The organism is Psychroflexus sp. ALD_RP9 (assembly GCF_017311165.1).
Lineage (GTDB): Bacteria > Bacteroidota > Bacteroidia > Flavobacteriales > Flavobacteriaceae > Psychroflexus.
On record NZ_CP062973.1, the window covers coordinates 873,244 to 898,395 of the forward strand.

Sequence of the window (25,152 nt, forward strand, 5' to 3'; positions counted from 1 at the left end):
ATTATCTAGCTTTGAAATAAGCTAATAGTTTTTTAACGTAACTGTGATCTACTCGGCAATGAATTTGCCCAGAACCACTTAATTTAAATGCTTTATTAAAATATTCTACTTGTGAATTATAATGTTTAGCATAGTTTAACCGTGTTTGTTTTGAAGCTGTATTAACCCAAGTAAGCTGTCCCGATTCGGCATCTGCAAGTTGTACTAAGCCTATATTTGGCATTTCAGTTTCACCCTTGTCAAATATTCTAATTCCCGTTAAATCGTGCTTTTTAGCAGCAATTTTTAAGGTGTGTTGATAATCCTGACTCATAAAATCAGAAAGAACAAATACAATAGCCTTTTTTTTAAGAACATCTACCATGTATTTAAAAGCTTTTGACAAGTCAGTTTTTTTACTTTTAGGCTCAAATTCAATTAACTCACGTATAATCCTCAATACATGAGAGCGTCCTTTTTTTGGCGGAATGTAAAGTTCAATTTGATCTGAAAATAACATTAAGCCAATTTTGTCATTATTTTTTGTTGCAGAAAAGGCCAAAGTTGCCGCTATTTCAGTAATGATATTATTTTTAAATTCAGTATGAGTTGCAAATTGGTTAGACGCTGAAACATCTACTAATAACATCATGGTTAATTCGCGTTCTTCTTCAAATACTTTTACAAAGGGTTCGTTATAACGCGCGGTTACATTCCAATCTATAGACCTGACATCGTCACCGAATTGATATTGTCTCACTTCACTAAACGTCATTCCGCGACCTTTAAAAGCAGAATGGTACTCGCCACCAAACACATTGTCGCTCAGTCGACGTGTTTTAATTTCGATTTTGCGTACTTTTTTTAGTAGTGATTTGGTATCCATAGCATCTAAATTATATTAAGCTAATAGCTTCAACTGAAAATGATAGTAGAATTAGTCTATGGTACTTCCACAACATTAATGATTTTGCTAATCAAATCTTCAGATGTGATATTTTCGGCTTCAGCTTCATAAGTGATGCCTATACGGTGACGTAAAACATCGTAAACTACAGCACGAACATCTTCTGGTATAACATAACCACGACCTTTGATGAAGGCGTAACATTTTGCTGAAGTTGCTAGATTAATACTACCACGCGGTGATGCCCCAAAACTGATTAGTAGCTTAATTTCATCAAGTTTATATTGCTCTGGGTAACGAGTTGCAAAAATAATATCAAGAATGTAACGCTCAATTTTCTCGTCCATATATACCAGCTTCACAGCTTCTTGGGCTTTTAAAATTTGGTCAAGAGATACAACAGGATTTACCTTTTCGTAAGCGTCTTTTAGATTAGCGCGAACAATGAGTTGCTCTTCTTCTAATTTTGGGTAATCAATTACTGTTTTTAGCATAAAACGGTCTACTTGTGCTTCTGGTAAAGGGTATGTTCCTTCTTGCTCAACCGGGTTTTGTGTTGCCATAACTAGAAAAGGCTTGTCAAGTGAAAAGGTTTCATCGCCGATAGTGACTTGCTTTTCTTGCATTGCTTCTAATAGTGCAGATTGCACTTTTGCTGGCGCTCTGTTTATTTCGTCAGCGAGAACAAAGTTGGCAAAGATTGGTCCTTTTTTAATACTAAAGTCATTTTCTTTCATGTTGTAAATCATGGTACCAATCACATCGGCAGGTAATAAATCTGGTGTAAACTGTATACGGCTAAAGTCGCCTTGAACAGCTTTAGATAAAGTATTAATTGCCAGGGTTTTTGCCAAACCTGGAACACCTTCTAGCAAAATATGTCCTTTCCCCAATAAACCTATTAATAATCGTTCAACCATGTGTTTTTGGCCAACAATTACTTTATTCATTTCATTCACTAAAAGGCTTACAAAAGCGCTTTCTTCTTTAATTTTTGCATTGATTGCTGCAATGTTTATACTAGAATTCTGGTCTTCCATAATCTAAATTTCTTATACAACTATTAGTTTAGCTAATATGTACGCAAATTGAAAAAATAATTGTACTGCGCTTGTTAATGACTGGTTAAAAAAATTGATGAAATATCAGGTTAAGAGAGTTTTATCAAATTTATTAGTATTATTTAAAATTTCAACTAGAAAACTTAAACAAAATTTATTTGAAGAAAAAGAGTATTGACTCCTAATTAAAATTCCACAGAATTTTAATTATAGAATTTTCTGTGGAAAAAACTTAATAAACTAAGGAGTCAAATTTAAAGCTAGATTACATTTTATAAATCCAAACTTCAGGATTAAGTTTATTTAAATTTTTAAATAGCTGAAAAAACAAAGTGGTTTTACCTGAAGAAGAGTTTATACCAACGCGACCAATATCTTGGTTTCTAAAAACTTTATCGCCAGGCTCAACAAAAACTTCGGCTAAGTTATTGTAAACCGAAATATAATCACCATGCCTTATCATCACGGCAATATTGGCGCCTGGAATTTTATTAATTTGGCTTACTGTTCCTTCAAAAATAGCCCTAGCATTACTGTTTACTTCTGTATCAATTCTAACACCATTACTTTCAATCATAGCTGTTTTTACAATCGGGTGGCGATGTTTTCCAAAACGCGTAGAAACAATTCCTGAAACAACTGGCCAAGGTAACTTACCTTTATTGTCGGCAAAGTTATCGGCTAAGGCTTTTGCTTCTGGTGTTAATTTAAAACGTGTCGACGATTTAGAACCCGCAATGGCATTTTCACGAGCAATAGCTTCTTTTATTAAGCGTTCAATTTCTTGATCAATTTTAGCAATTGCTTTTTGCTTGCGTTCAAGTTCATTTTGATAGTTTTTTTCTTCTAACTTGATTTGCTTAATTAACTGATCGAGATTCGCTTTTTTATCAACAAGCTTAACTTTTGCCTTTCTGTTCTCAGCCAAAATAGCTTCTTTATTTTGACGCTGAACAAATAGTTGTTCATTTAATTGTTGAAGCTGAATTGTTTTTTCTTGAATTTCTATGCCCTGCTGTTTGCGGTAATTGGCATATTGTTTCATGTATTGCAAACGTTTATAGGCTTGAAAAAACGATGCTGATGACAGTAAAAACATAATGCGGTTTTGTTTGTTTTTACTGCGGTATGACTGCTTAATCATTAAAGCATAATCTGTTTTTAATTGTTCTAAATCTGTTCTAAGACGATCTATTTTAAGAGTATTTTTATCAATATTTTGTGTGATTAAATTAGCTTCTTGATTATATACTCGAATCAATTTTTCGGTAGACTTGATTTGCAGCTGTAAGTCTTCAACTTCTTCTAACAAAGACTTTTCTCGTTCTTGGGTGGAAACTAATATGCTGTTAATTGAAGCTATTTCTTTTTGAATTTCTTTCCGTCTTGCTTCAAGCTCTGCCTTAGTTTGTGCAACTGTTGAAGTTGCCGCACTACACATAATCAAAAATAAGATTGCTCTAAAAAACCTCATAACTCGATTGGTTTGTAATTAGATGGAATTGAAAACGGAAAACGAAGATCTTCATTTAAAGTTACTGATTTAAAATCTAAGTTAATATGTATAACTGATTGATTTTCTTTAGCTAAAATACGTAATTCTTCTGGAAAAAATTGTTGGTTAAGCTTTCTGAATTTATCATAGTTAACTTGTAATGAACGGTTTTGATTGGCTAAACTCTGTTGTGTTAACTTAAATTGTTTTGCATCTAAAACAGCCTTAAACACCATAAAAGGTTGAGCTTCAGTAATACTAATATAGTTTGGTGCGCTATAATAAAGTGATTTCTTTTTTATAGGATAAAAGTTGATGCCTAACAACAAGTTTTGGAGTTGTTCAAAATTAATTTCGACACCTAAATACTTTTTAGCAATGCTAAAATCACCTTCAAAATAAGTCTTGTTTATTTTTTCATAGAACTTGACTTCTTCTGGTGTCACCAAGACTTTTGCAACAGTGAGTAAACCCATTAATTTTGCACTTAGCCAAATAGTTTTATCTTTTTCAATACGATACGTAATGTTTAAAGATTGTGTTTCATCTTCAGAGGTATAAAGCGCTTTAATTTTACCATTAATAGTTTTAAAACTAGGCTGATTTTCCTTGAAATTTCTTAGAGCCACACGTTCAGATGCAACGTCTTTATCTTCTGATAATTTTTTTGTTGACTTACAAGAAGTCACTAAAAAACAACTTATGATAATTATTAAAACTGAATGATATCTCATATTTAATTTTTAAGCTGTGATTGATGAAATTTAATTTTTTCGGGTTGATCTAAATTTTTGTATATTTTAATGTAAAGCGTATGAAAATTTTGCTGTAATTGAGGTTGACCAACAAGTAAACTAAATCCCATATCTAATTGCTGTAAAGCTTTTTCAATGTTGTTTTGTTCATATAAAGCGGCAGACTTTGCATAATAAAATACTGGCTGTGCAGGAAAAAGCTCTAAGGCTGAGTTAGTATAGTTTAAGACTTCTGAAAATTCTCCGAGTAACAACCCTAAATTAATCACCTCTTTATATAACTTAAAATCTTGTGGCTTATTGTCTAAAGCTTCTTTGAAATAACCATAGGCTTTTTGGGGGTTTTTAGTCTTGTAAAATTGGGCTAATTCAGCTTTACTTGCACTTTGTTCTTCGGTTGAAATTGCCGAATTTAAAACTTCTAACAAATCTTGTTGTAAATCTTTATCGTTAGCTGTAAATCTTTTGTAAGCTTTAATAACTTCTAATTTTTTAGTTTCGGTTAAGCGCCTGCTTTGCACCACGTTTTTGGTTGCTTTTTTCGCCTTGTTAGGTTGTTCTAAAAGCATGTAAGTCTGAGCCAAATAAGGATCTATTTGATCGGAGAAGCTGATTTTTTCTTTAGCTTGGTTTCCTATTTTTACAATATTATTATAGTCTTTTTTAACTGTATACAACTCTAACAAAGCGAGATAAGGACTCATATCATACGTATTTTCCTTAAGTCGATTTAAAAAATAGGTTTCACCTTCTTTTAACATAGCTGTAGACATATAAATATTTAAACGCATTTGATCTCGATAATCTGAATATCCCAAAATTTGCTCAATTTTATGTAATACGTCTAATGCTTTTTGAGGTTGTTGATTCAGCAAATACAAATTAGCAAGCTCTTGTTTGAAACTAAAGTCTGTTTCGCTTAAAATCAGGGCTTGCTTAATAGCGTTTTCAATAGATTTTTGCTCTAAATAAAAATTAAATAATTGTCTTCTTATTAATTTTTTATTGTCTTCAGTAGCTAATTTTAATGCTTTTTGATAAGCTGTTTCAGCTAGTTTAAAATCTTTAAGTTGTTGATAATTTTTACCCAACAAATTATAAACAGCCATTTGAGTGCTGTCTATCATTTTGCATTGTTGAAGTGCTTTAATGGCTTTTGCAGGATTGTTGATTGCTGTTTGTGCAATTGCTTTAAAAAATAGTTCTTGAAATTCGTCTGTTACATTGCCTAAATCATCAGTTGCTTTATCTAAAGCCATGTCAGGGTTTTGCGCCTGTAGCACAAAACCCCAAATACAAAACATGACAATGTAAACGTGCTTCATCTTTATTAGTCTAAAACTGAATAATCACCAATACTTATTGATGTAAACTCTCCATTAAATTTGGCATGATTGCCAATCATGGCGTTATCTAAAGTGGCATTCTTAATAAGTGAATGCTCTTGAATAAGCGAATTTTTAATCTTAGAATCTTCAACTACACTATTATTTCCGATCGATACATTTGGGCCAATTTTAGCATTTTTTAAAACTACATTTTCTCCTACAAAACAAGGTTCGATAATTTCAGCATTTTCTAGTGTAATATTTTTAGAAATCAGTTGTTCTTTTCCTTCTTTTTGAATAAAATTCAACATACGTGAGTTAGTGTCGACAGTTACAGTTTTGTTACCACAGTCCATCCATTCATCTACTTTTCCAGGCTTAAAACTTGCACCATCAGCTCTCATTTTATCAATACCATCATTAATTTGATATTCGCCTCCACGCATCATATTTTGAGCGATTACTTCTTCAAGTTTAGATTTCAATACGGCAACATCTTTAAAATAATAAATCCCAATAACAGCTAAATCAGATACAAATTCACTTGGCTTTTCAACAAGTTCTGTGATTTCATTCTCTTGATTTAATTTTACTACGCCATAAGCACTTGGGTTTTCGACTTGTTTTACCCACATGACTGCGTCGGCCGATTTATCTAAATTGAAGTCAGCTTTAAATAAAGTATCTGCATAAGCAACAACTGCTGGACCTTGAAGAGAATCCTTGGCGCACATGATAGCATGACCAGTGCCTAGCGGCTGGTCTTGATAGTAAATACTAGGTTTGGCGTTTAAACTTTTAGCAACTTCAGTAAGTTTTTCTTCGATAGCTTGGCCAAAATCTTCAGAAATTATAAAGGCAACTTCATCTATAGTTTCATCTAAAACGCCAGCAATATCTTCGACTAATCGCTGAACAATAGGTTTGCCAGCAATTGGTATTAATGGTTTAGGAACTGTAAGTGTGTGCGGTCTAAGGCGTGAACCACGACCAGCCATTGGTACAATTATTTTCATAAGTTTAGTTTGTGTTAGTATTAATTAATTCCTGTGCTTCCAAAACCGCCGTGACCACGAGTGGTTTCATTTAATGATTCAACTTCAAGAAAATTAGCCTGTTCAACTTTTGCAAATACAAGCTGTGCAATACGGTCTCCGTTTTTAATTTTAAATATTTCATTAGACAAGTTTACAAGTATAACGCCTATTTCGCCTCGGTAATCAGCATCTATGGTACCAGGAGAGTTTAAAACTGTAACTCCTTTTTTTAGGGCTAACCCGCTTCTTGGCCTCACTTGCGCTTCGTAACCAGAAGGCAAAGCTATAAACAAACCTGTTTTGATCAAGGCTCGTTCTAAAGGCTTCAACTGTAAGTCTTGGTCTAAATTAGCTCGTAAATCAACACCAGCTGATTGTTCGGTTTCGTAAGTAGGTAATTGATGTAGAGAGGTATTTTTTATAGTGACTTTCATCCTGACTAATTTTGTAACATATGTTTAATTTCATTTTTTTCATTAAAATAAATTAGCGTCATAAATGCTAATAAACTTGAAATACCGAAGATATAATTTTCTGGCATGACATAAAACGATATCGCGCTAATTACGACTGATAAACAAAAATAAAGACTGATGCGTTTTAATTGAAACGGTATTGGGTAATATTTACGTGAGTAGAAATATGAAATTAACATCATTGAAAAATAGGCTGCTAAGGTTGCAATTGCAGAACCCATATAACCAATTTGTGGAATTAAGCTGAAATTAATAACAAGTGTAATTATAGCGCCTAAAGTTGAAATATAAGCACCAAATTTAGTACGATCAGTCACTTTGTACCAAACCGAAAGGTTATGGTAAATCCCTAAACAAAAATTAGCAATAAGTAAAATTGGGACTATTGCTAAAGCTTCGTAGTAGCTCTCTTTTTGAAGAATGATTGATTTAATAGGGTTAATAAATACAACAACTCCAATTAAAATTAGTGCTCCAAAAATCACAAAATATTTTGTAATGATGGCATATGCAACTTCTGGTTGTTTACTATTAGAGTGGCTGAAAAAAAAAGGCTCAATTCCTAGTCGAAATGCTGTAACATAAAGCATCATAAATACAGCGATTTTATAACATGCGGAATAAGCACCGATAATTTCTTTAGGATTGTCTTCGGGCAATAAATAATTCAGTAAAATTCGATCGAATACCTCATTTACTGAAAAGGCTAACCCTGCAACCAAAACTGGCCAAGAGTAGTTTAACATTTGCCTTAGCAGTTTTGTATTTAGGCTAAGTTTAAGTTTAAAGTAAAATGGCAAGACTAATAATAAAGACGATAAGCTTGCAATTAAATTCGCGATAAACACATAACTAATTTGAAAATCATCAACATAAATCGCCTCTAAAAATTCAAATTTGCTGTGTAATTGAACTAACCAAGCTAAAAAGAAAAAATTAAGCAAGAAGTTAATACTTACATTTGTAATTTTTATAGCTGCAAATTTTACAGGCTTCTTATTAGCGCGCATATAAGCGAACGGAATAACAACTAAAACATCTAGAATTAATATACCTATTACATAAGCTAAATAGTCAGCTTTAATATCAAGAAATTGACTTATAGTATTTAGATTTAAAAAGGCCAAAGCCAAAAAAATGACACTTGTAATGATAAGCGACCAAGTTGATGTATTTACAACATCGTTTTGTTTGGTTTTTGATTGGTTGCTGTAAAACCTAAAAAAAGCAGTTTCCATACCATAAGTTAGTAGCACATTAAAAATAACAAAGTAGGCAAAAACAACTGAAAGTTCGCCATATAATTCACGATCGTCGAAATACTTTGTATGAACAATAACCAATAAAAAGCTAATCATTCGAGGCAAAACTGTTGCTAAGCCATAAATAAAGGTTTGTTTAAAAAGTGATTTATACGCTGACAAAGTAATTTAAATTGAAACTCAAATGTATTAAAATTAAAGTTAACCCATAAAAAAACTGCTTGAGTTATTCAAGCAGTTTTTTTTATTTAGTTGATGTAAATGTTACTCTACATTTACCATGATTTCATCTAATTCATAAGTACCATCAGCACCTGTACTACCGCTACCAATGTATTTGAAAGCAAAGTGACCATTAGCTTCAAAACATGACATATCTACAACACCTGATTCAACCCAGTTGCCAAAAAACTCGCCATCACTAACAATTGTTGCGTCATCAATTAAGCCCCAATCTGCATTTGCAACACCAGCTTCTGTACCATCCCAATTAGTAGAATACAACAACTGTAAGTTACTATCATCAGAGAAACTATTAGATGTTTTAAACTCTAATGTAACCTTAGTATTAGATTCAATATCAATTTCAGGAGAAATTAACCATGCTATACTGCTATCGTCACCAGATTGGAATGAGCCTATTCGAGCAGATGTTCCTAAAGAAGCATTTGTACCACCTGCTGAGTAAGTTTCCCATGTCACTGAGCCTGACTCGATATAATTAGTCCAACCAGCAACATTTACAGGACCAGTTCCTTGTCCTTCAAAATCAAGATTAATCAATTCATTAGCAGCTGCTGTTGTAGTTCCGCAAGAATAAACTAATGGGTCGCAACGCTCACCATTCATTTCACTAGCGTCTGCTTGTGAGTTTAGGTAGAATGTATACTTATCACCTTCAAAAGTCCTTGTTAAAACACCACTAATTTGACCCGAACCTTGAGGAATAGAAGCAGATTTAAAATCAGAAAAAGTTGATGTACTTAAAATTATTTGTCCGTTTCCTCCACAACTCTCTAAGGTTCTTTCTCCATCAAATTGATCATTAGGTTCACTAGCATAAGAAACTGAAGATACTACTTGGCCATCTTGATTGAATTCTAACAATTCTCTTAAAAATTGAACATTTTCAAATGTCACGTAAGTGTTTAACATGTTAGGAGTTATGCTCCCAAGTTCTACTGAAGTTGGTACAATTTCAGCAACTTCAGATGCTCTAATAATGTGCTCACCAAAGAATGACTGACCTATCTGGCCTATTTGTCCACCGTCATTGACACCTAATTCAGCAACACCAAATTCACCGCTTGCTATATCGCTTGGATTATCAACATCTTGTGCAGCTGACAGACCATCTAATTTAATGTATACTTTTTGACCAACTTCAAATAACGTAAATAAAGGCGCTTTATCTACTTGTACTGAAATACCAAAGGTTGGGTTTTCAGGCTTATCTTGTATCACTAGTTCTTTGTAGAAATTTCCACCAATGTCTGAAGATACAACATATCCAACAGCATAAGTACTCTGACCATCGTTTGACGCTTCGAAAGTTACAATATCAAAATCATTTTGCTCAAGTTGACCATATATGGTTGAGAGTTCTACAACATTGCCATCTAATTCAGGTTCTACTGCTGAAAAAGTAATATCAGCATAATCGTCTTCACCTACACAAGAAGTGAATAATGTGGCTGTTGCAATAAACAACAGGCTTAATACGTGGTTAAATTTTAGCGTTTTCATTATAATCAATTTATTTTTTAGAATCTTAAGTAAACATTTAAATAATAGGTTGTTCCATAACCCATAAAGTATCGGTTTCCAAATAATGCACCGTTTTCTCTAGACATATCTTCCAGTCTAGAATTATAATTTGAAGTCCGTGATTGCTCAAAGCCACCTGTTTTGTAGACTTCATCTAATACGTTATTAACTACAGCAAAGAAACCAAAGAAATAATCATCTATTCTCCAAGATTTTCCAGCTGTTAAGTTAACCAACATATAATCATCAAACTTTTCTTGTTTTAATAAGTCTCTCGCCACACCGGTATCATAATTTGTGATTGGTAATCCATCATAATCTAATGCAAAATTATCAGATCTTAAAATACCACTCGGACTAATATACGAATTTGAGAAGTGATTAACGGTTACTCCTAAATTCCAATAATCAGGATCTCGATATTCAAAGCCTAATTGGAATACACGTTCTGGACCACCAGGCACATGTAAATCTTTCATATCTGTTTTGCCATCACCAAATCTTAATTGTTGACCTGGAAAGTTTTGACTTGTAAGATATAGATCTGGATTATTCGTGTAAACGTAATTACCAAATGACCCAGCAGCTTTTAGTTTTAAGGTTGAATGCACTTGAGCTTCAAGACCAAACTCTAAACCATAGTGGCGGCGATCCATGCCTGTCATCACCTCTTGAACAAAAGCACTAAAATCAGTCTCTGGAATTGGATTGATAGAATTATTTGTTAAATCTTGTGTAAAATAAAAACCTACATTAGTTTCATCTTGAAAGCCTGCATAAAAACCTGTAACCCTCGCATTAAATAAAGGAGATTTAAAAATATAACTTAAATCTAAAGCTTGTGATTTAACTTCAGTTAAGCCGTCAACAACTTCATGCGTTTGGCGTGAATTACTGTAAGAGTTTCTAATATTAGGTGCATTTTGTTGGTAAGCCGCGTTAAAATCAATTAAGTGGCGACCCGTAATTTTATAAACAGCTCCTGTTTTTAATCCATAAGTCGTAAAATCAAGTTCTTCACCTGGCCCAAATGAATTATCAGCAAAGAATCCGTTACGATAGTTACCGATTCTTTGATAAGTTGTTTTACCGAATTTTGCACCCACATGAAAATCTATTGCTCTATACTGAAATTGTAATTGCGCGAAAGCATCATAAACTTCAGAATCAATCTCGAAATTATATTCATAGTCATCACCTTCTCGAACAAGACGATTTGGATTATTTAAATCACTCTGTGCTAAATCTTGAGCAGAACCGGTTACAAAAGAGCTTTCTTCTGCAAAGAAATCAACATCTAAAAACTGCTGCCCACCAAGTAGGTCTTCAACTTGTGCAAAATTATGACTATTTAAATTTCTGTAATTTAAACGACCGTTAAGTGTTATATTATCTGTCAGTTTTGCATTTACAATAGAGTTTAACATTAATTGATCATCCTCAACACGATCTGACTTAAGAATGTAAACAGAGTTATTGTTAGGGAAAATTCGGTTAGCATAAAAAGCTTCGCCCCAATCAAATTGACCATCATTTTCAAACTCATTTCTCAATCCATAAGCATTTTGGAAATCAGCTGCTGATGGGTTAGGAAATCGAAGTGCATAACTTGGCAGGTTTTGATAATAAATAGGATCAGGATTTCGAGCGCCTCCTTCAGGGAACGTAACTCCATTGTCAGGGTCGATATATGTTCCTCCATTATCAATACGAAGCCTTGAATTATAACCTGTTTGATAACCTAAATTAGTGTTTATTGAAACCTTGTCACTTACATCCCAATAGTGGTTAAGCATAAAAACAGGCTGTTCATTTCTATTTTCACGAGTTGCCCGTTTTTCACCGTTAAAGTAACCCCAATTTGGGTTGTAATCTACACCTCTTAAGTCTACTACTTCTTGAGTAACCGCTGTACTTGTTCCACGATGGTTTGGCGCATAAAAACCTGTAAAGTTTAAGCTATGCTTACTATTTAATTGCTTTTCTACAGCCAAGAAAAATGAGTTAGCATCATAAGAAGTCCCTTCTCTAAAGCCTTCTTCTCCAAAACGACGAGACATTAAGACTGAATAAGACCAACCGCCATTTAAAGCGCCAGAATTATAACTTCCCATCACTCGCCCTTGGTAGCTTCGGTTTGAAGATGCATAAGAAACTCGACCACCTTGACGCATCTTAGAAGCTCGCATAATAATATTGGTTGTACCACCAAGATCACCAAAGTTGTAATCACTAGCTTTTGTATTTCTAACAAATACACGATTTCGTTGAACATCGTTCAAGCCACCCCAAGTTCCCCAACTTGGTCGTCCCGTGGTTTGATTGTTCATTTCGATACCGTTTATTAAAACTTTACCGCTGGCATTATCAAATCCACGTGGATTAAAAAAGGCTGCACTAAAATCGAAAGCTGCCGCTCTTAAATAAGTATCTTGTGATGAAGCCAACAAACCAGAGATATTTGATGAAGAAACATCATCTCCGTTTAGTTCGTTGTCTGCAAGACTAATTGTACTAATTTGATAATTCTCTTTGGTTATGTCATAGTTTAAAAAGAGATCCCCTAAATCTAAAGTTTGACCTTCAGTAATTACAATAGGATACTTTTTAGTTTCATAATCTTCTTTCGAGATTTCTAAAACTTGCTCGCCTAGAGGCAAGCTTAAGCCTTCAAAAGTAAAGGCTCCAGAATTATTAGTTTTAACACTCAATTCTGTACCTTCAATGCTTATGATCGCATCTGGAATAGATTTTCCTGAAACATCTTCAAACAATCGCCCTTTAACGTTGGTTTGCTGTGCAAAAGACTGCAACGCTAAAAGGAATGTGAAAATGCTTAATAATTGTAGTTTACGCATTTTGTTAATTTAAATTAAATTGTCTTAATTTTAAGAAAACATTATTTCGGGCTGCAAATGTAGTTAAATATTGTTTATTGATTATTTTTGAAGCCTAAAAAAATCTAATTTTACAATATCTTAAAATTGAATCTATGCTTAAAAAGAGTTTACTCGTTGTAATTACAGTCGTACTAAGCATTAAAGTTTATGCGCAAAAAAAGGAGTATAAAGTTAACACTATCGCCTTTTATAATCTTGAAAATTTATTCGACACTATTAACGATGTCACTAAAAATGATGAGGCCAGCCCAATTATGGAAATGAGTGAAGGTGTACGCGCTAGCGTTTACGAAAAAAAACAAAAAAATATGGCTCGCGTTATCAGTAGAATTGGTTTTGATTTGGCTCAAAATGCGCCAGCAATTGTTGGTGTTTGCGAAGTAGAAAACTTTGATGTATTACAAGACTTGGTCAATCAACCCGCTTTAAAAAAGTATAATTACGGAATTATACATTATGACTCTCCTGATGAACGAGGAATTGACAATGCTCTTCTTTACCAAAAAGCCATTTTTAAACCAACCTTTAGCGACACTGAAGAACTTATTATGTATAGAGGAAGTGACCGCAGTAAAAGAGATTACACAAGAGATCAGCTTTACGTAAAAGGCTTGCTTGATGGTGAAGAAATGCATTTTTTAGTGAATCATTGGCCTTCACGCGGAAGTTCTGAAGCCAAAAGAATTTTAGCAGCAAAATCATCTCGATCTGTGGTCGACTCTATTCAGGGTGCAGATCCTTATGCTAAAATTATGATAATGGGCGATTTTAATGACGGCCCATATAATAAAAGTATCACCGAAAATTTATTAGGTGTAGGCAAAAGGCGTCAGGTTAAACTAAAAGAACTTTACAATCCTTTTGATAAAATATACAAACAAGGTATTGGCACAATAGCTTGGAGAGATACCTGGGACTTATTTGATCAAATTATGATGTCTAAATCACTCATCCAAAAAGATTATAGTACATATCAGATGTACAAAGCCAGCGTATTTAATGCTAATTTCTTACAGAATCCTGAAGGGCAATATAAAGGCTATCCGTTCCGTGCATTTGCTGATGGTGGTTTTACAGGCGGTTACAGTGACCACTTCCCAGTATTCGTACATATTATTAAAGAGGTCAAGAATTAATGACACTACTTAGTTAAATGAATGAACTAAAAAAGCCTCGATAATCGAGGCTTTTTTAATTTTAATAGATATATTAACTTTATGAGCTTAATGCTTCTGCTCCAGCAACAATTTCTAAAATTTCATTTGTAATCGCAGCTTGACGTGCTTTATTATATGATAATTTTAAACCATCCCTAAGCTCTGTAGCATTATCGGTTGCTTTATGCATAGCTGTCATTCGTGCTCCATGCTCAGAAGCAATTGAATCACGAAGCGCTTTAAATAATTGAATTTTTAAAGACTTTGGTATTAACTCATTTAAAATTTCAACCTTGCTTGGCTCATAAATATACTCTGTTGAAGCAGTATCTTGCGGCGTTTCAGTTGAAGTTTCTAATGGTAAAAACTGTTCAGCCTTAACTATTTGTGTTGCTGCGTTTTTAAAGCTATTGTAAACCAAGATAATTTTATCATAGGTTTTATCTTCATAAGCTTTCATAATATATTCAGCAATCTCAGCAACATCTTCATAAGTCGGATTCTCAGTTACTTCGGTATTAACATCAATAACAGAATGCTTTTTCTGCAATATGTCATTTGCTTTTTTACCGATGCTAAACAATTCAACCTTAGCAGAAGCATATTCATTCACAACTGCATTAGTTCGTTTTACAATGTTCGAGTTGAATGCGCCGGCTAAACCTCTGTTTGAAGAAATGGGAACAATTAATACCTTTTCAACTGGTCTTACCTGAGTATAAGGACTTTGAGCATCACCTTCTAAAGATGCGCTTAAATTCTGAAGAAGTTCTGTCAACTTTTCAGCGTAAGGACGCATTTTAGTGATGGCATCTTGAGCCTTATTCAACTTTGCAGCCGAAACCATTTTCATGGCACTCGTGATCTGCATCGTTGATGATACCGAGGTAATTCTGTTTCTTAATTCTTTTAAATTAGCCATAAGCTAAATGATATTTTAGGCTTTATATTTTGAAGCAACTTCCTTAGCAGCACTTTCTAAAGCATCAGTTGCTTCATCGGTTAACTTACCAGATTTTAATGTTTTTAGAGCATCCTTGTGTTTTGCTTCTAAGAAATTGATGTAGTCAGTTTCAAATTCACGAACACGTTCTACAGGAACTTCTTTCAATAAGTTTTTAGTCCCTAAATAAACTGAAGCGATTTGATGCTCGACAGGAAAAGGGTTAGATTCTGATTGCTTTAGCAGCTCTACATTACGTTTACCTTTTTCAATTGTACTTTGTGTTGATGCATCTAAATCTGAACCAAACTTAGCAAAAGCTTCAAGTTCACGATATTGTGCTTGATCAAGTTTTAATGTTCCTGCAACCTTTTTCATTGATTTAATTTGGGCTGAACCACCAACACGCGAAACAGAAATACCAACATCAATCGCAGGTCTAACACCTGAGTTAAACAAATCGGTTGTTAAGAAAATCTGGCCATCAGTAATTGAAATTACATTTGTAGGAATATAAGCCGAAACATCAGCTGCTTGAGTTTCGATAATTGGTAAAGCAGTTAAAGAACCACCACCTTTTACTTTATCTTTTAATTGCTCAGGCAAGTCGTTCATTTGACTTGCTATTTTATCATCGTTAATGATTTTAGCTGAACGCTCTAATAATCTAGAGTGCAAGAAGAAAACGTCACCAGGATAAGCTTCACGACCTGGAGGCCTTCTCAATAAAAGAGACACCTCACGGTAAGCTACCGCTTGTTTAGATAAATCATCATAAACAATTAATGCAGGACGACCTGTATCTCTAAAGTATTCGCCAATTGCAGCACCTGCCATTGGTGCATAAACTTGCATTGGTGCAGGATCAGAAGCATTAGCAGCAACAATCGTTGTGTAAGCAAGTGCGCCTTTCTCTTCTAATAAATTAGCAATTCCTGCAACTGTAGAAGCTTTTTGCCCAATAGCAACGTAGATACAGTAAACAGGCTCTCCTCTATCGTAAAATTCTTTTTGATTTAAAATGGTATCGATACAAACCGTGGTTTTCCCTGTCTGTCTATCTCCAATAACCAATTCACGCTGACCACGACCTACAGGAACCATGGCATCAATAGCTTTAACACCAGTCTGCATAGGTTCGGAAACAGGCTCACGATAAATAACGCCTGGCGCTTTACGCTCAAGCGGCATTTTAATGGTTTCGCCTTCAATAGCACCTTTACCATCAATTGGTTGACCTAGTGTATTAACAACTCGGCCAACAATACCTTCACCAACGTTAATTGATGCAATTTGATTAGTTCGTTTAACTGTATCGCCTTCAGTGATTTCGACAGAAGAACCTAAAATAACTACACCAACACTGTCGGCTTCAAGATTTAGTATCATTCCCTCTAAACCACTTTCAAACTGAACGAGTTCACCATATTCTGCGTTAGTTAAGCCGTAAACGTTAGCAATACCATCACCAACTTTTAAAACTGTTCCAACTTCTTCTAATGATGCTTCTGATTCGAAGCCTGAAATTTGCTTTTTTAAAATTGCCGAAACTTCAGCAGGATTTACTTCAGCCATAACTTATAATTGCGTTAATTGGTCTTGTTGACCGTTGCTTATTTTAATAATTTTCGTTTTAAGGTGTTTAAATTACCTTGTACACTTGCGTCAAATTGCAAGTCGTTTACTCTTAGGATAAATCCGCCGAGTATATTTTGATCTATGATATTAGTAATCGTCGCAGTATTACCTGTGATTGCTTTTACTTTTGCTTGTACTTTTTCTTCAATAGCTTTTGTCATTTTTACTGCAGTAGTAACTTGAGCGTCTTGTAAATTATTCAATTGTTTATAATGAACTATAAATTCATCAGCTACAAGGCTCAAAATACTTATACGCTTGTTATCACATAGGACTTCGAAAAAATCAAGTACAATTTTATCTGCAGAAGAAAAAACTTCTTTGAGAACAGCAAGTTTATCTGTAAGACTTACAACTGGACTATGCAAAACAGCTTTTAAGTCTTTATTTTGCGTAGTTGTTGTAAGTATATTCTGCATTTGCTTATAGACTGTATCAAGAATACCACTTTCTTGAGACAATTCTACTAGTGCTTTTGCATATCGTTTAGCAGCTCTTCTACTCATAGTTTAATTTGCTTTAACGTCTTCTAGCATCTTATTAATTAATTCCATTTGTGATTTATCATCACTTAAATCTTGCTTGATGACTTTCTCGGCGATTTGGAGTGAAAGCGTTGCAACTTGCTCATTAATTTCAGAAAGCGCAGCCTTTTTCTCAGACTGAATCGTTTCTTGTGCTTTTGCTATAATTGCATTTGCTTTTTCAGTAGCATCCTCGGTAGCTTCAGCCATGATTTTTTTCTTCATTTGCTGAGCTTCTTTTAACATTTCATCACGATCAGCTCTTGCTTCCTGCAACATTTTCTCGTTATCGGCTTTTAAATTAGCCATTTCCTGCTTGGCTTTCTCGGCAGACTCAAGTGCATTCTTGATACCTTCTTCCCTTGTATTTAAACTATCAAGGATTGGTTTCCAAGCAAACTTTCTTAATAATACTATTAATATTATAAGAATAATTCCTTGCCAAAAAAACAAACCAAAACTAAAGTCGTTAACTAACTTTTCCATTATAAATAATATTCAGATTAATTTGAAAACAAACCGCTGTAACCAATCGTTACAGGCGGTTTGTTTTTTCATTTTTGCTTATGCTTTACCTAAAATAAGTGCAGCGAAAGCTAAACCTTCTAATAAGGCCGCAATAATAATCATTGCTGTTTGAATTTTTCCTGAAGCTTCAGGTTGACGAGCAATTGCTTCCATAGCAGAACCACCGATCTTTCCAAGACCCATACCTGCACCGATTACAATTAAACCCGCTCCAACTAATACTGGAATTTCCATAATTTACAATTTATATAGTTAACAATTAAATAATTTCATTTGTTTCAAACTCTTCATCATGAGCATGGTCATGCTCTTCTACCGCTAAACCAATAAACAATGCCGATAACATTGTAAAAATATATGCTTGCAGAAAAGCAACTAATAATTCTATCACTGAAATAAATAAAGCAAGCGCTAAAGATATTGAGGTATCAGCGTAAACGTTTTTACCAACAAATATCAAAGCAATCAAGCTCATAATCACAACATGACCTGCTGTAATGTTTGCAAATAGACGAATCATCAATGCAAATGGTTTTGTTAATGTTCCTAATAGCTCTATAGGAATTAAAATAATTTTCATCGGAACTGGAACACCTGGCATCCAGAAAATATGCTTCCAGTAATCTTTATTAGCACTAAATTGTGTTATTAAATAAGTAAACAACGCCAAACAAGCTGTTACTGCAATATTACCTGTAACATTAACACCTAGCGGCGTCATACCTAATAAGTTTAGAATCCAAATAAAGAAAAACACAGTTAACAAAAACCCCATGAATTTTCTGTATTTCTTTTCTCCAATATTAGGAATCGCAATATCATCTCTAACATAAATAACTAACGGCTCTAGAACACGACCGAAACCTTTAGGCAATTGGGAATTTTTATAGTTTTTAGCCAAACCGCCAAACATCAATAACAATAAAACCGATGTTAATAGCATGGTAGTTACATTTTTTGTTATCGACAAATCTAAAGGCTTAGAATTTGTAGGGTGATTATCTTCATCTAAAGATATGGTTCCTTCAGCGTCGGTTTTATAAATTTTACCATGATAGATTTTGTAATAATTTCCTTCAACTTCGGCAACGGTTTCGCCATGATGAAATTTAGAAGATAAAAAAACCTTTAAGCCGTCATCTATTAATATAATTGGCAAAGGGAAACCAAAATGCTCTCCAGTTTCACCATCACTGTAGAAATTAAAATCGTATGAGTCTTGTAAGTGATGATCGATGTAAGCATCAATTTCTGACTTTGAGTCTACAGCGCCTTTACTTTCTTCATCACCTTTAGCGAATGTGTTAAGTGAACAAAAGACAACTAAACTTAAGATAAACTTGGTCATACTGAAGTTTTGCATTTGTATTGCGTTAATTCTTTTCAAATTTGGGTGCAAATGTAATTAAATAATCTAAATATTTTGCATCAAATTTTGAGAAGTTTTTAAAGGCTAAGAAGTCGTTTTATTCCTTAAATGACAATTTATCGAGAATTTGCTTTGTTACTATGATTTCATAGACTACTGATGCAAAATAGGGTAGAAAAAAAGCTATAAATTGTGAAGCTTCAATTTCTATTGCTTTATAGTATTTTAAAATTAAGAATAAAGCTATTTTAACTGAAGCAAAACCTAGAAATATAAACCCGATTTGATGTTTAAAGAGTTCGCCTAAAAGCAAAACTAAGGCTAGATATATTGAAGTTATCAAGCCGTTGAAACCATAACACCAATACATTAAATTATAATTTTCAATAGGTTCAAAAAAACGATTTACAACTAACAGTATTAGCATTATTAGCAAGTAAACTAAAATGTTTAAAATTGGCTTGGAGCTTAAATTATTCATTATTAATCTTGTTAAGTTGTTTTACAGCCGAATAAATTGAAGCAATTAAACCTAAAATTACTAAACCAAATGAAAAGTAAGGTTTTGAAGTCTCGTACTTTGCATCTAGTAAACCACCAAGATAAGCCATTACATAAACAATAACGCCGATTTGTAAACCTAAACCTGTGAAGAACAGCCAAGAATTAGGCTGATTGTTCTTTTTGTTTTGTTTTTTTGTCATCACTAGTTAGTGATTTTACAGCACTTTTCATTGTGCAAGTTGCGTTAAAAATAGCGCCTGGCTCTACCGAAAGCTGATCGACAAAAACTTCACCTTCAATTTGTGCCTTAGACCGAAGAATTAGTAAGGACTTCGCATGTAATTTACCTTTAAAAACACCTTCAAAATCTGCACTATCGCATTCTATTTCGCCGTTAACTACGCCAGATTTTCCAACAACAATTTTTCCTTGTGTTTTTATGGTACCTTCTAATGTACCTTCTATCCTAAAACTACCTTGAGACTCAATATCGCCTTTAAAAGTACTACCTTGAGCGATTTTATTTTGTTCTTTAGTTAAGTCTGGTTCTTGCTTTTTTTTATCTGAAAACATTTGCTATGATTGTGTTGCTATATATTCATTTTTGTTTTTATAAATCTGAATAACTTTATAATTATTCGAAGATGCTGTAAAATATTTAATTGGCAAGAGATCTTCAACCTGTTTTAACTTTTTAGCCAAACCTTCAGCCCCTAATTGAGAATTTAAGCCGTGAATAGTTAAGAAATCTATTTGGTCAGTGTAAAATTCGACTGTTACTTTAAAATTTAAACCTTCTTCAATTAAAATTTTATTGATTAATTCTTTTAATTTATCCGCATTATAGTTTTTCTTTTGAAGTTCATAAACCAACTTAAACGTGGCGTCTTCACTTGGCTTTACAAATTTATTTTTAATGAAATTTTTATCAACAGTATTATAAAGTTGCTGTGCGTATTTGCCTTCTTCAGATTGTGGAAAGGTTAAAGCCACATAATTTAATGCCGTTTTGTAAGCTTTTAGTCCTTGAGTTCTACCAATGGCTTTTGCTTTTAGTAATTCAAATTTCGGCACGATTGAAGTTCCTGTGAATTGTGCTGAGTATTTTTTAGAGTTTTCTAAAACAGCTTCAAATTGACCCGACTCAAACTGTTTATAAGTTTTATAATACAAATTTGATGGACTATTTTCATCATTAAGAAGTGCTTTTGGGTTTCTAATAATTTTAGCATAATTAGACTTCGGATAGTTGTTTAGAATGTCATTTTTCCACTTTTCTTTTAAAGCTGATTGTCCTGTTTCTTGGTAGATTTTATATAAATAATATTTTGAAGGCAATATCAAACGTTCTTCGGGCTGTTGTTGTAAAACAGCTTCTAGCTTTTCTGAAGCTAAATCAAGACGTTTAAATTTTTCTTTGTAAATAATTCCTAATTGATAATAGGCAAAGTTGCGCTCATCATTTATAGAATCAATAATAGCCTTGTTTGAAGGAATTTGAGCAACATAGGTTTCTACCTGAAATTCTGGTGCTGTAAACTTTTCTTCTTCGGCAGTTTGGTCAACATCTTTTGAAGCAAAAGAACCTGATTGTGGGTTGGTTCTCCAATTATCAGTTAATTTAATATTGCCCCAAGTTTCTTTAAACTTCTGGAAACTACGTTTCTTTGCTTTTTCGTTATAAAAAGAAGAAGATCCAGAGCCAGCACCGCTTCTACTACTTTCGCGACGTTTAAAATCACTGCCTAATTTTATGGCATCTTCAGAAGCAAAAACACTTTCTGCTTCAGCTTTTAGTGAATCTATGTAGGTTTCAAAATAATCTATTCGTTGTTTTTTAGTAGCATTTACCAACCATAAAATGCTATCGTTGGTTTTAGCAATGCCTTCAAATTTAATAACGTCGACAAGGTTTTCACGCTTTTTTTTAATTCTTAATTTTTCACGCGTACGTTTAATTAGGTTTACCAAAGTACTATCATAGTACTTTCCTGCGGTTACATAATTAGCTCGGTTAAAATAAATATCTCCTAATTCTTTATAGTCTTGCGCCTTTAAATACTGGTCTTTTGGGTTTTCTTTTAAAGATTTATTATATGAAATAATAGCTTGCTTTAAAGAGTCATTCGCTTTATAAAACTGAGCTTCCTCGTAAAAAATAAAATCTAAATACGGTCTATTTTCGCGATTTTCGCTTATACTCTCAAAGAATAACACCGTTGAATCGAAATGAACTTTGGTGTAATCTTTCAGCTTTTTTTGTTCTAAAAATGAATGAATACGATAGTCGCGTGGTGTTTTTCGGTTAAGTTCAATTATTTGATTTAGGCTGGCGTATGCAGAATCAATTTCTTTTAATTGCTGAAATAATTGAGATTTTACATATAACATTCTGCCTTTAAAGTCATTATTTTTAGTAAGCTGAATTGCGGTAGTTAATGGCATGATAGCCGCAGAAAAATTTTCAGTAATAATGTAAGCTTCAGCTAAAGTTGAATTAGCCAAAACACTGATTTCTGGATCAAGGTTTTTGGTTTCTATCAAATTGGTTAAATTATCAATAGCTTCTTGATAATAACCAAGACGTAAATTTGTTTTTTGCAACCAAATTTCAACTTCGTTTATAGTGCTACTATTAGGGTAGTGTGTTAAAATAAAACTTAAAGCATCTTTGGCAGGAATAAAGCGCTGATCAAAATAACGCGATTTCCCTAACAACAAAAAAGCCTCATCTATTTGAGGGTTGTACTCTTTACCACCCATGTACATCGAGTGTTTTTGAATGGCTTTGGTCGCTTTTTCTTCAGCTCGTTTAAACTTTTCGTTTTTAGCTTCAGTTCTTACGCCATCAACAGTTGTTATTTCTAAACGCTCTAAAGGTAATATATCCCAATAATTTTCTTTATAACTCGCAGCTAACTGGTCTTGACCTTCTTTTAAGGCTAAGTTGCCGTTATAAATTATGTTGTAATATGAACCCATCGCATGAAAGTTGCGATTTAAGAATTTGTCTTTTTTACGTGAGCAACTTGTTAAAACACTAACAATTAGCAAAGTAACAATGATATGAAATCGGTAATTTTTAGACATTAAACTGAAGTGTGCTTTAATATAACTGCGATAAAACAGAATTATTATAAGTTGCAAAAATAGTGTTTTTATAGAGACTGAACGATTATAGTTAGCAGAGTCACTTCAACTAAACCTATTTAGCTATAAATTAATGTTTTATTGTGCACTTTCTTCTGAATGGTCTTCTGCAGGTAACTCAAGATTTTCTTCATCTTCTCTTCCAAAATAAGCTTCTAGCTCTTTTAAGGTTGTCTCATTTGTTAAGGTATCTTTTACGATAACACCTTTGTCTAGCACAACAATTCTTTCGCAAACATCTGTGACGTGTAATAAATCGTGACTTGAAATTAGAACGGTTGTATGTTTGGCTGAAGCTAGCTGTTTAATAATCTTTTTTAGCCTGATTTGCGTAGTTGGATCTAGATTTGCAAAAGGTTCATCGAGAATAATTACCTCAGGATTTCCGATAAAACTGGCTACTATACCTACTTTTTTTTGATTGCCTTTAGATAAATCTCGTAAATATTTTTTCTTGTTAAGGATTTCATCATGAAAAAAATCTTCAAAAGTTGCCAAAAGCTCGTCTACTTCAGTTTTAGTAACTTTTCTTAAATCGGCTATAAAGTAAAAGTATTCTTCAGCCGTTAAATAGCCGATTAAAAAACTTTCGTCTATAAATGCTGATGTTAATGGTTTCCAGTCTTCGCTTTCACTAACAACAATATTATTATTTATAATTTGTCCTGTTGTTGGTTGTATTAAATCGAGTAACAAGCTGAAATAAGTTGTTTTTCCAGCGCCGTTATTACCCACTAAACCAAAACTTTGGCCTTTTGGGATATTAAGCTCTTCTATATTTAAAACCTCAACGCCTTTGTAAGACTTAGATAGGTTTTGGGTTTGAATAGTATATTGATTTTCCATAATATTTATTGTTTTTCGTTAAAAGCTGCAACGGTTTTATATTTTCCTTTTTGATAAACATTCTCAACGATACTGAGAAACTTTTGCTTAAAAATTAAACCTAAAACACCGCTTGCTGCTAAAGCAATTAAACCTGCATTGAAGTTTATGAGTTTGTAAGGTATGTAAAAAATAATCATGGGTCCCAAAATTTTCGGTAAGCTTATAAGTAGCTGAGTTGGGTTAAAGCCATTTGTATTGCTAAATGCTTTAGCTTTTTGGTTAAGCTCTATCGGAACACGGTTTAAAGCACCTCCGTATAAAGTGATAAAAGAGTTAAGCCCAATATTAAAACTTGCTCCAGCTGCAATCATTAAATAAATTTTCCATCCAAAATAAATATATGGCGTGCTCAGTATAAAAGAAATAACACAGGCTACAACCATTAGCAACCATTTAGACTCTAGATATTGGCGGTATGAAATGTTTTGACTCATCATTAGTTTATAATATTCGCTATCCCATGATGGCACAAGTTGACCGAAAGAAATCAAGAAACCGCCTGTCACAAACATTGAAGCAAATGCTAAAAAAGCAGGCATGTCTCTATAAATGTCCTGAGTGTAGAATATAAGGCCATAAAACAAAAACAAAAACGACATTAAAACCACTTGTTTTGGTCTTGCATTGCGTAAAATCATACGGACATCATTCTTTAAAAAAGTAGAAAGTTTCCCGAAACGATTTAAAAAGCTAAGATCATATTGCTTAACACTCTCTTTTTTCTCTACAATCGCACCATCTAAATAAAAGTGTTTTAAAATATAATTGTAGTTGGCTTTAAATAAAAGATAAACTAAAATTATAGGAATAACTGCCCAATATTTATCAGTATAAAATCCGTAAAATAATTCGCCAAATAAATCAGAAACTGGATAAATACTAAAATATTCTAGGCCTACTAAAACAATTAAAACGCTAATTATGGCGTAGAAAAATACCTGCGTTTTATTAATTAAAAAATTGGCATAATTAATACAAAAGCTAATCGATAAAAATGAAATAAACCAAATTAGGCTTCCTAGAACATCATAAGATTTAAAAATTAAAACGCCAGTTACCGGTAAAAAAAACAAAATCGGTAAAATGTTAAAGAAGGATAGACTCGTTTTTAATAATAAGTAATTAATTACTTTAGAACGTTTTACAGGAATAATCATAAACGGTTTAATGTTCATAACTGGTAACTGCTGTAAAAAGTACCGAAAACCTAAGTCAGCTAAAACATAATATATTAAGAAGTTGTTTAGCGTAATAAAAGGGTCTTGATCAGGAACAGCTTTTTCAAGTCCAAAAATAATGGCAAATCCTAAAAATACAGCTAAACCAATAAAATAAAGTGCGCCTAAAATTAAAAATATCTTTACAACGACTCCCTTTTCAAAATAAGATGAGCGTGAAAACTTCTTCCACTCAAAGCTTGAAAACTTGCTTAATTTCATAAGATTGTTTTTAGGTTAGTCAATTTATCTCAAAAAAAGTTACGG

Annotated in this window: 23 protein-coding genes; 1 reads left to right on the plus strand and 22 read right to left on the minus strand. The window is 33.2% G+C overall.

Annotated features, from left to right (window positions below):
- Position 1 precedes the first annotated feature (1 nt).
- From IMZ30_RS04165 to IMZ30_RS04210, 10 genes are all read right to left on the minus strand, one after another.
- Positions 2 to 865, minus strand: a complete 864-nt coding sequence (locus IMZ30_RS04165; RefSeq protein ID WP_207039280.1) for a DUF58 domain-containing protein — start codon at positions 863 to 865, stop codon at positions 2 to 4.
- A 56-nt stretch (positions 866 to 921) separates the two neighbouring features.
- Positions 922 to 1,926, minus strand: a complete 1,005-nt coding sequence (locus IMZ30_RS04170) for an AAA family ATPase (RefSeq protein ID WP_207039281.1) — start codon at positions 1,924 to 1,926, stop codon at positions 922 to 924.
- 286 nt (positions 1,927 to 2,212) lie between these two features.
- Entirely contained in the window at positions 2,213 to 3,421 is a 1,209-nt protein-coding gene (locus IMZ30_RS04175; RefSeq protein ID WP_207039282.1) for a murein hydrolase activator EnvC family protein, read from the minus strand.
- On the minus strand, positions 3,418 to 4,176 hold the full coding sequence (locus IMZ30_RS04180) for a DUF4292 domain-containing protein (protein ID WP_207039283.1): 759 nt from the start codon (positions 4,174 to 4,176) through the stop codon (positions 3,418 to 3,420). Before IMZ30_RS04180 ends, IMZ30_RS04175 begins: the two co-directional genes overlap by 4 nt.
- A gap of 2 nt (positions 4,177 to 4,178) precedes the next feature.
- The gene (locus IMZ30_RS04185) at positions 4,179 to 5,522 is read right to left on the minus strand and encodes a tetratricopeptide repeat protein (RefSeq protein ID WP_207039284.1); all 1,344 of its coding nucleotides are present in this window, start codon (positions 5,520 to 5,522) and stop codon (positions 4,179 to 4,181) included.
- 5 nt (positions 5,523 to 5,527) lie between these two features.
- On the minus strand, positions 5,528 to 6,541 hold the full coding sequence (locus IMZ30_RS04190) for a sugar phosphate nucleotidyltransferase (protein WP_207039285.1): 1,014 nt from the start codon (positions 6,539 to 6,541) through the stop codon (positions 5,528 to 5,530).
- A gap of 20 nt (positions 6,542 to 6,561) precedes the next feature.
- Positions 6,562 to 6,996, minus strand: coding sequence for a dUTP diphosphatase (gene dut / locus IMZ30_RS04195; RefSeq protein ID WP_207039286.1), 435 nt, complete (start codon positions 6,994 to 6,996; stop codon positions 6,562 to 6,564).
- Between the two features lie 5 nt (positions 6,997 to 7,001).
- A complete protein-coding gene (locus tag IMZ30_RS04200; RefSeq protein ID WP_207039287.1) occupies positions 7,002 to 8,462 on the minus strand; it encodes a lipopolysaccharide biosynthesis protein in 1,461 nt (486 codons plus the stop codon).
- A 102-nt stretch (positions 8,463 to 8,564) separates the two neighbouring features.
- Complete coding sequence (locus IMZ30_RS04205; protein ID WP_207039288.1) at positions 8,565 to 10,046, minus strand: DUF5689 domain-containing protein; 1,482 nt, start codon at positions 10,044 to 10,046, stop codon at positions 8,565 to 8,567.
- 17 nt (positions 10,047 to 10,063) lie between these two features.
- Complete coding sequence (locus IMZ30_RS04210) at positions 10,064 to 12,925, minus strand: TonB-dependent receptor (protein ID WP_207039289.1); 2,862 nt, start codon at positions 12,923 to 12,925, stop codon at positions 10,064 to 10,066.
- Between the two features lie 134 nt (positions 12,926 to 13,059).
- Between IMZ30_RS04210 and IMZ30_RS04215 the strand changes: the two genes are divergently transcribed.
- Positions 13,060 to 14,103 (plus strand): endonuclease/exonuclease/phosphatase family protein, encoded by a 1,044-nt coding sequence (locus IMZ30_RS04215; protein WP_207039290.1) that lies wholly within the window; start codon positions 13,060 to 13,062, stop codon positions 14,101 to 14,103.
- Between the two features lie 79 nt (positions 14,104 to 14,182).
- Here IMZ30_RS04215 and atpG read toward each other — a convergent pair whose 3' ends face one another.
- From atpG to IMZ30_RS04275, 12 genes are all read right to left on the minus strand, one after another.
- On the minus strand, positions 14,183 to 15,046 hold the full coding sequence (gene atpG / locus IMZ30_RS04220; protein WP_207039291.1) for an ATP synthase F1 subunit gamma: 864 nt from the start codon (positions 15,044 to 15,046) through the stop codon (positions 14,183 to 14,185).
- A gap of 15 nt (positions 15,047 to 15,061) precedes the next feature.
- Positions 15,062 to 16,642 carry a F0F1 ATP synthase subunit alpha gene (gene atpA / locus IMZ30_RS04225; protein ID WP_207039292.1) on the minus strand — a complete coding sequence of 527 codons (1,581 nt, stop codon included), beginning with the start codon at positions 16,640 to 16,642 and terminating at the stop codon, positions 15,062 to 15,064.
- Positions 16,643 to 16,680: 38 nt separating this feature from the next.
- Complete coding sequence (atpH, locus tag IMZ30_RS04230; protein WP_207039293.1) at positions 16,681 to 17,211, minus strand: ATP synthase F1 subunit delta; 531 nt, start codon at positions 17,209 to 17,211, stop codon at positions 16,681 to 16,683.
- A 3-nt stretch (positions 17,212 to 17,214) separates the two neighbouring features.
- Positions 17,215 to 17,715: a F0F1 ATP synthase subunit B gene (locus tag IMZ30_RS04235; RefSeq protein WP_207039294.1), complete on the minus strand. Its 501-nt coding sequence runs from the start codon at positions 17,713 to 17,715 to the stop codon at positions 17,215 to 17,217.
- Positions 17,716 to 17,793: 78 nt separating this feature from the next.
- Entirely contained in the window at positions 17,794 to 17,991 is a 198-nt protein-coding gene (gene atpE, locus IMZ30_RS04240) for an ATP synthase F0 subunit C (protein WP_073192834.1), read from the minus strand.
- Between the two features lie 25 nt (positions 17,992 to 18,016).
- Positions 18,017 to 19,120, minus strand: a complete 1,104-nt coding sequence (atpB, locus tag IMZ30_RS04245) for a F0F1 ATP synthase subunit A (protein WP_207039680.1) — start codon at positions 19,118 to 19,120, stop codon at positions 18,017 to 18,019.
- A gap of 103 nt (positions 19,121 to 19,223) precedes the next feature.
- A complete protein-coding gene (locus IMZ30_RS04250; protein ID WP_207039295.1) occupies positions 19,224 to 19,553 on the minus strand; it encodes a hypothetical protein in 330 nt (109 codons plus the stop codon).
- A 46-nt stretch (positions 19,554 to 19,599) separates the two neighbouring features.
- Positions 19,600 to 19,830: an AtpZ/AtpI family protein gene (locus IMZ30_RS04255; RefSeq protein WP_207039296.1), complete on the minus strand. Its 231-nt coding sequence runs from the start codon at positions 19,828 to 19,830 to the stop codon at positions 19,600 to 19,602.
- A complete protein-coding gene (locus tag IMZ30_RS04260) occupies positions 19,793 to 20,203 on the minus strand; it encodes a polymer-forming cytoskeletal protein (RefSeq protein ID WP_207039297.1) in 411 nt (136 codons plus the stop codon). Before IMZ30_RS04260 ends, IMZ30_RS04255 begins: the two co-directional genes overlap by 38 nt.
- Before the next feature lie 3 nt (positions 20,204 to 20,206).
- Positions 20,207 to 22,720, minus strand: coding sequence for a tetratricopeptide repeat protein (locus IMZ30_RS04265; RefSeq protein WP_242529700.1), 2,514 nt, complete (start codon positions 22,718 to 22,720; stop codon positions 20,207 to 20,209).
- Between the two features lie 138 nt (positions 22,721 to 22,858).
- Complete coding sequence (locus IMZ30_RS04270; protein ID WP_207039298.1) at positions 22,859 to 23,626, minus strand: ABC transporter ATP-binding protein; 768 nt, start codon at positions 23,624 to 23,626, stop codon at positions 22,859 to 22,861.
- A gap of 5 nt (positions 23,627 to 23,631) precedes the next feature.
- The gene (locus IMZ30_RS04275) at positions 23,632 to 25,107 is read right to left on the minus strand and encodes a DUF5687 family protein (protein WP_207039299.1); all 1,476 of its coding nucleotides are present in this window, start codon (positions 25,105 to 25,107) and stop codon (positions 23,632 to 23,634) included.
- Between the last annotated feature and the right edge of the window lie 45 nt (positions 25,108 to 25,152).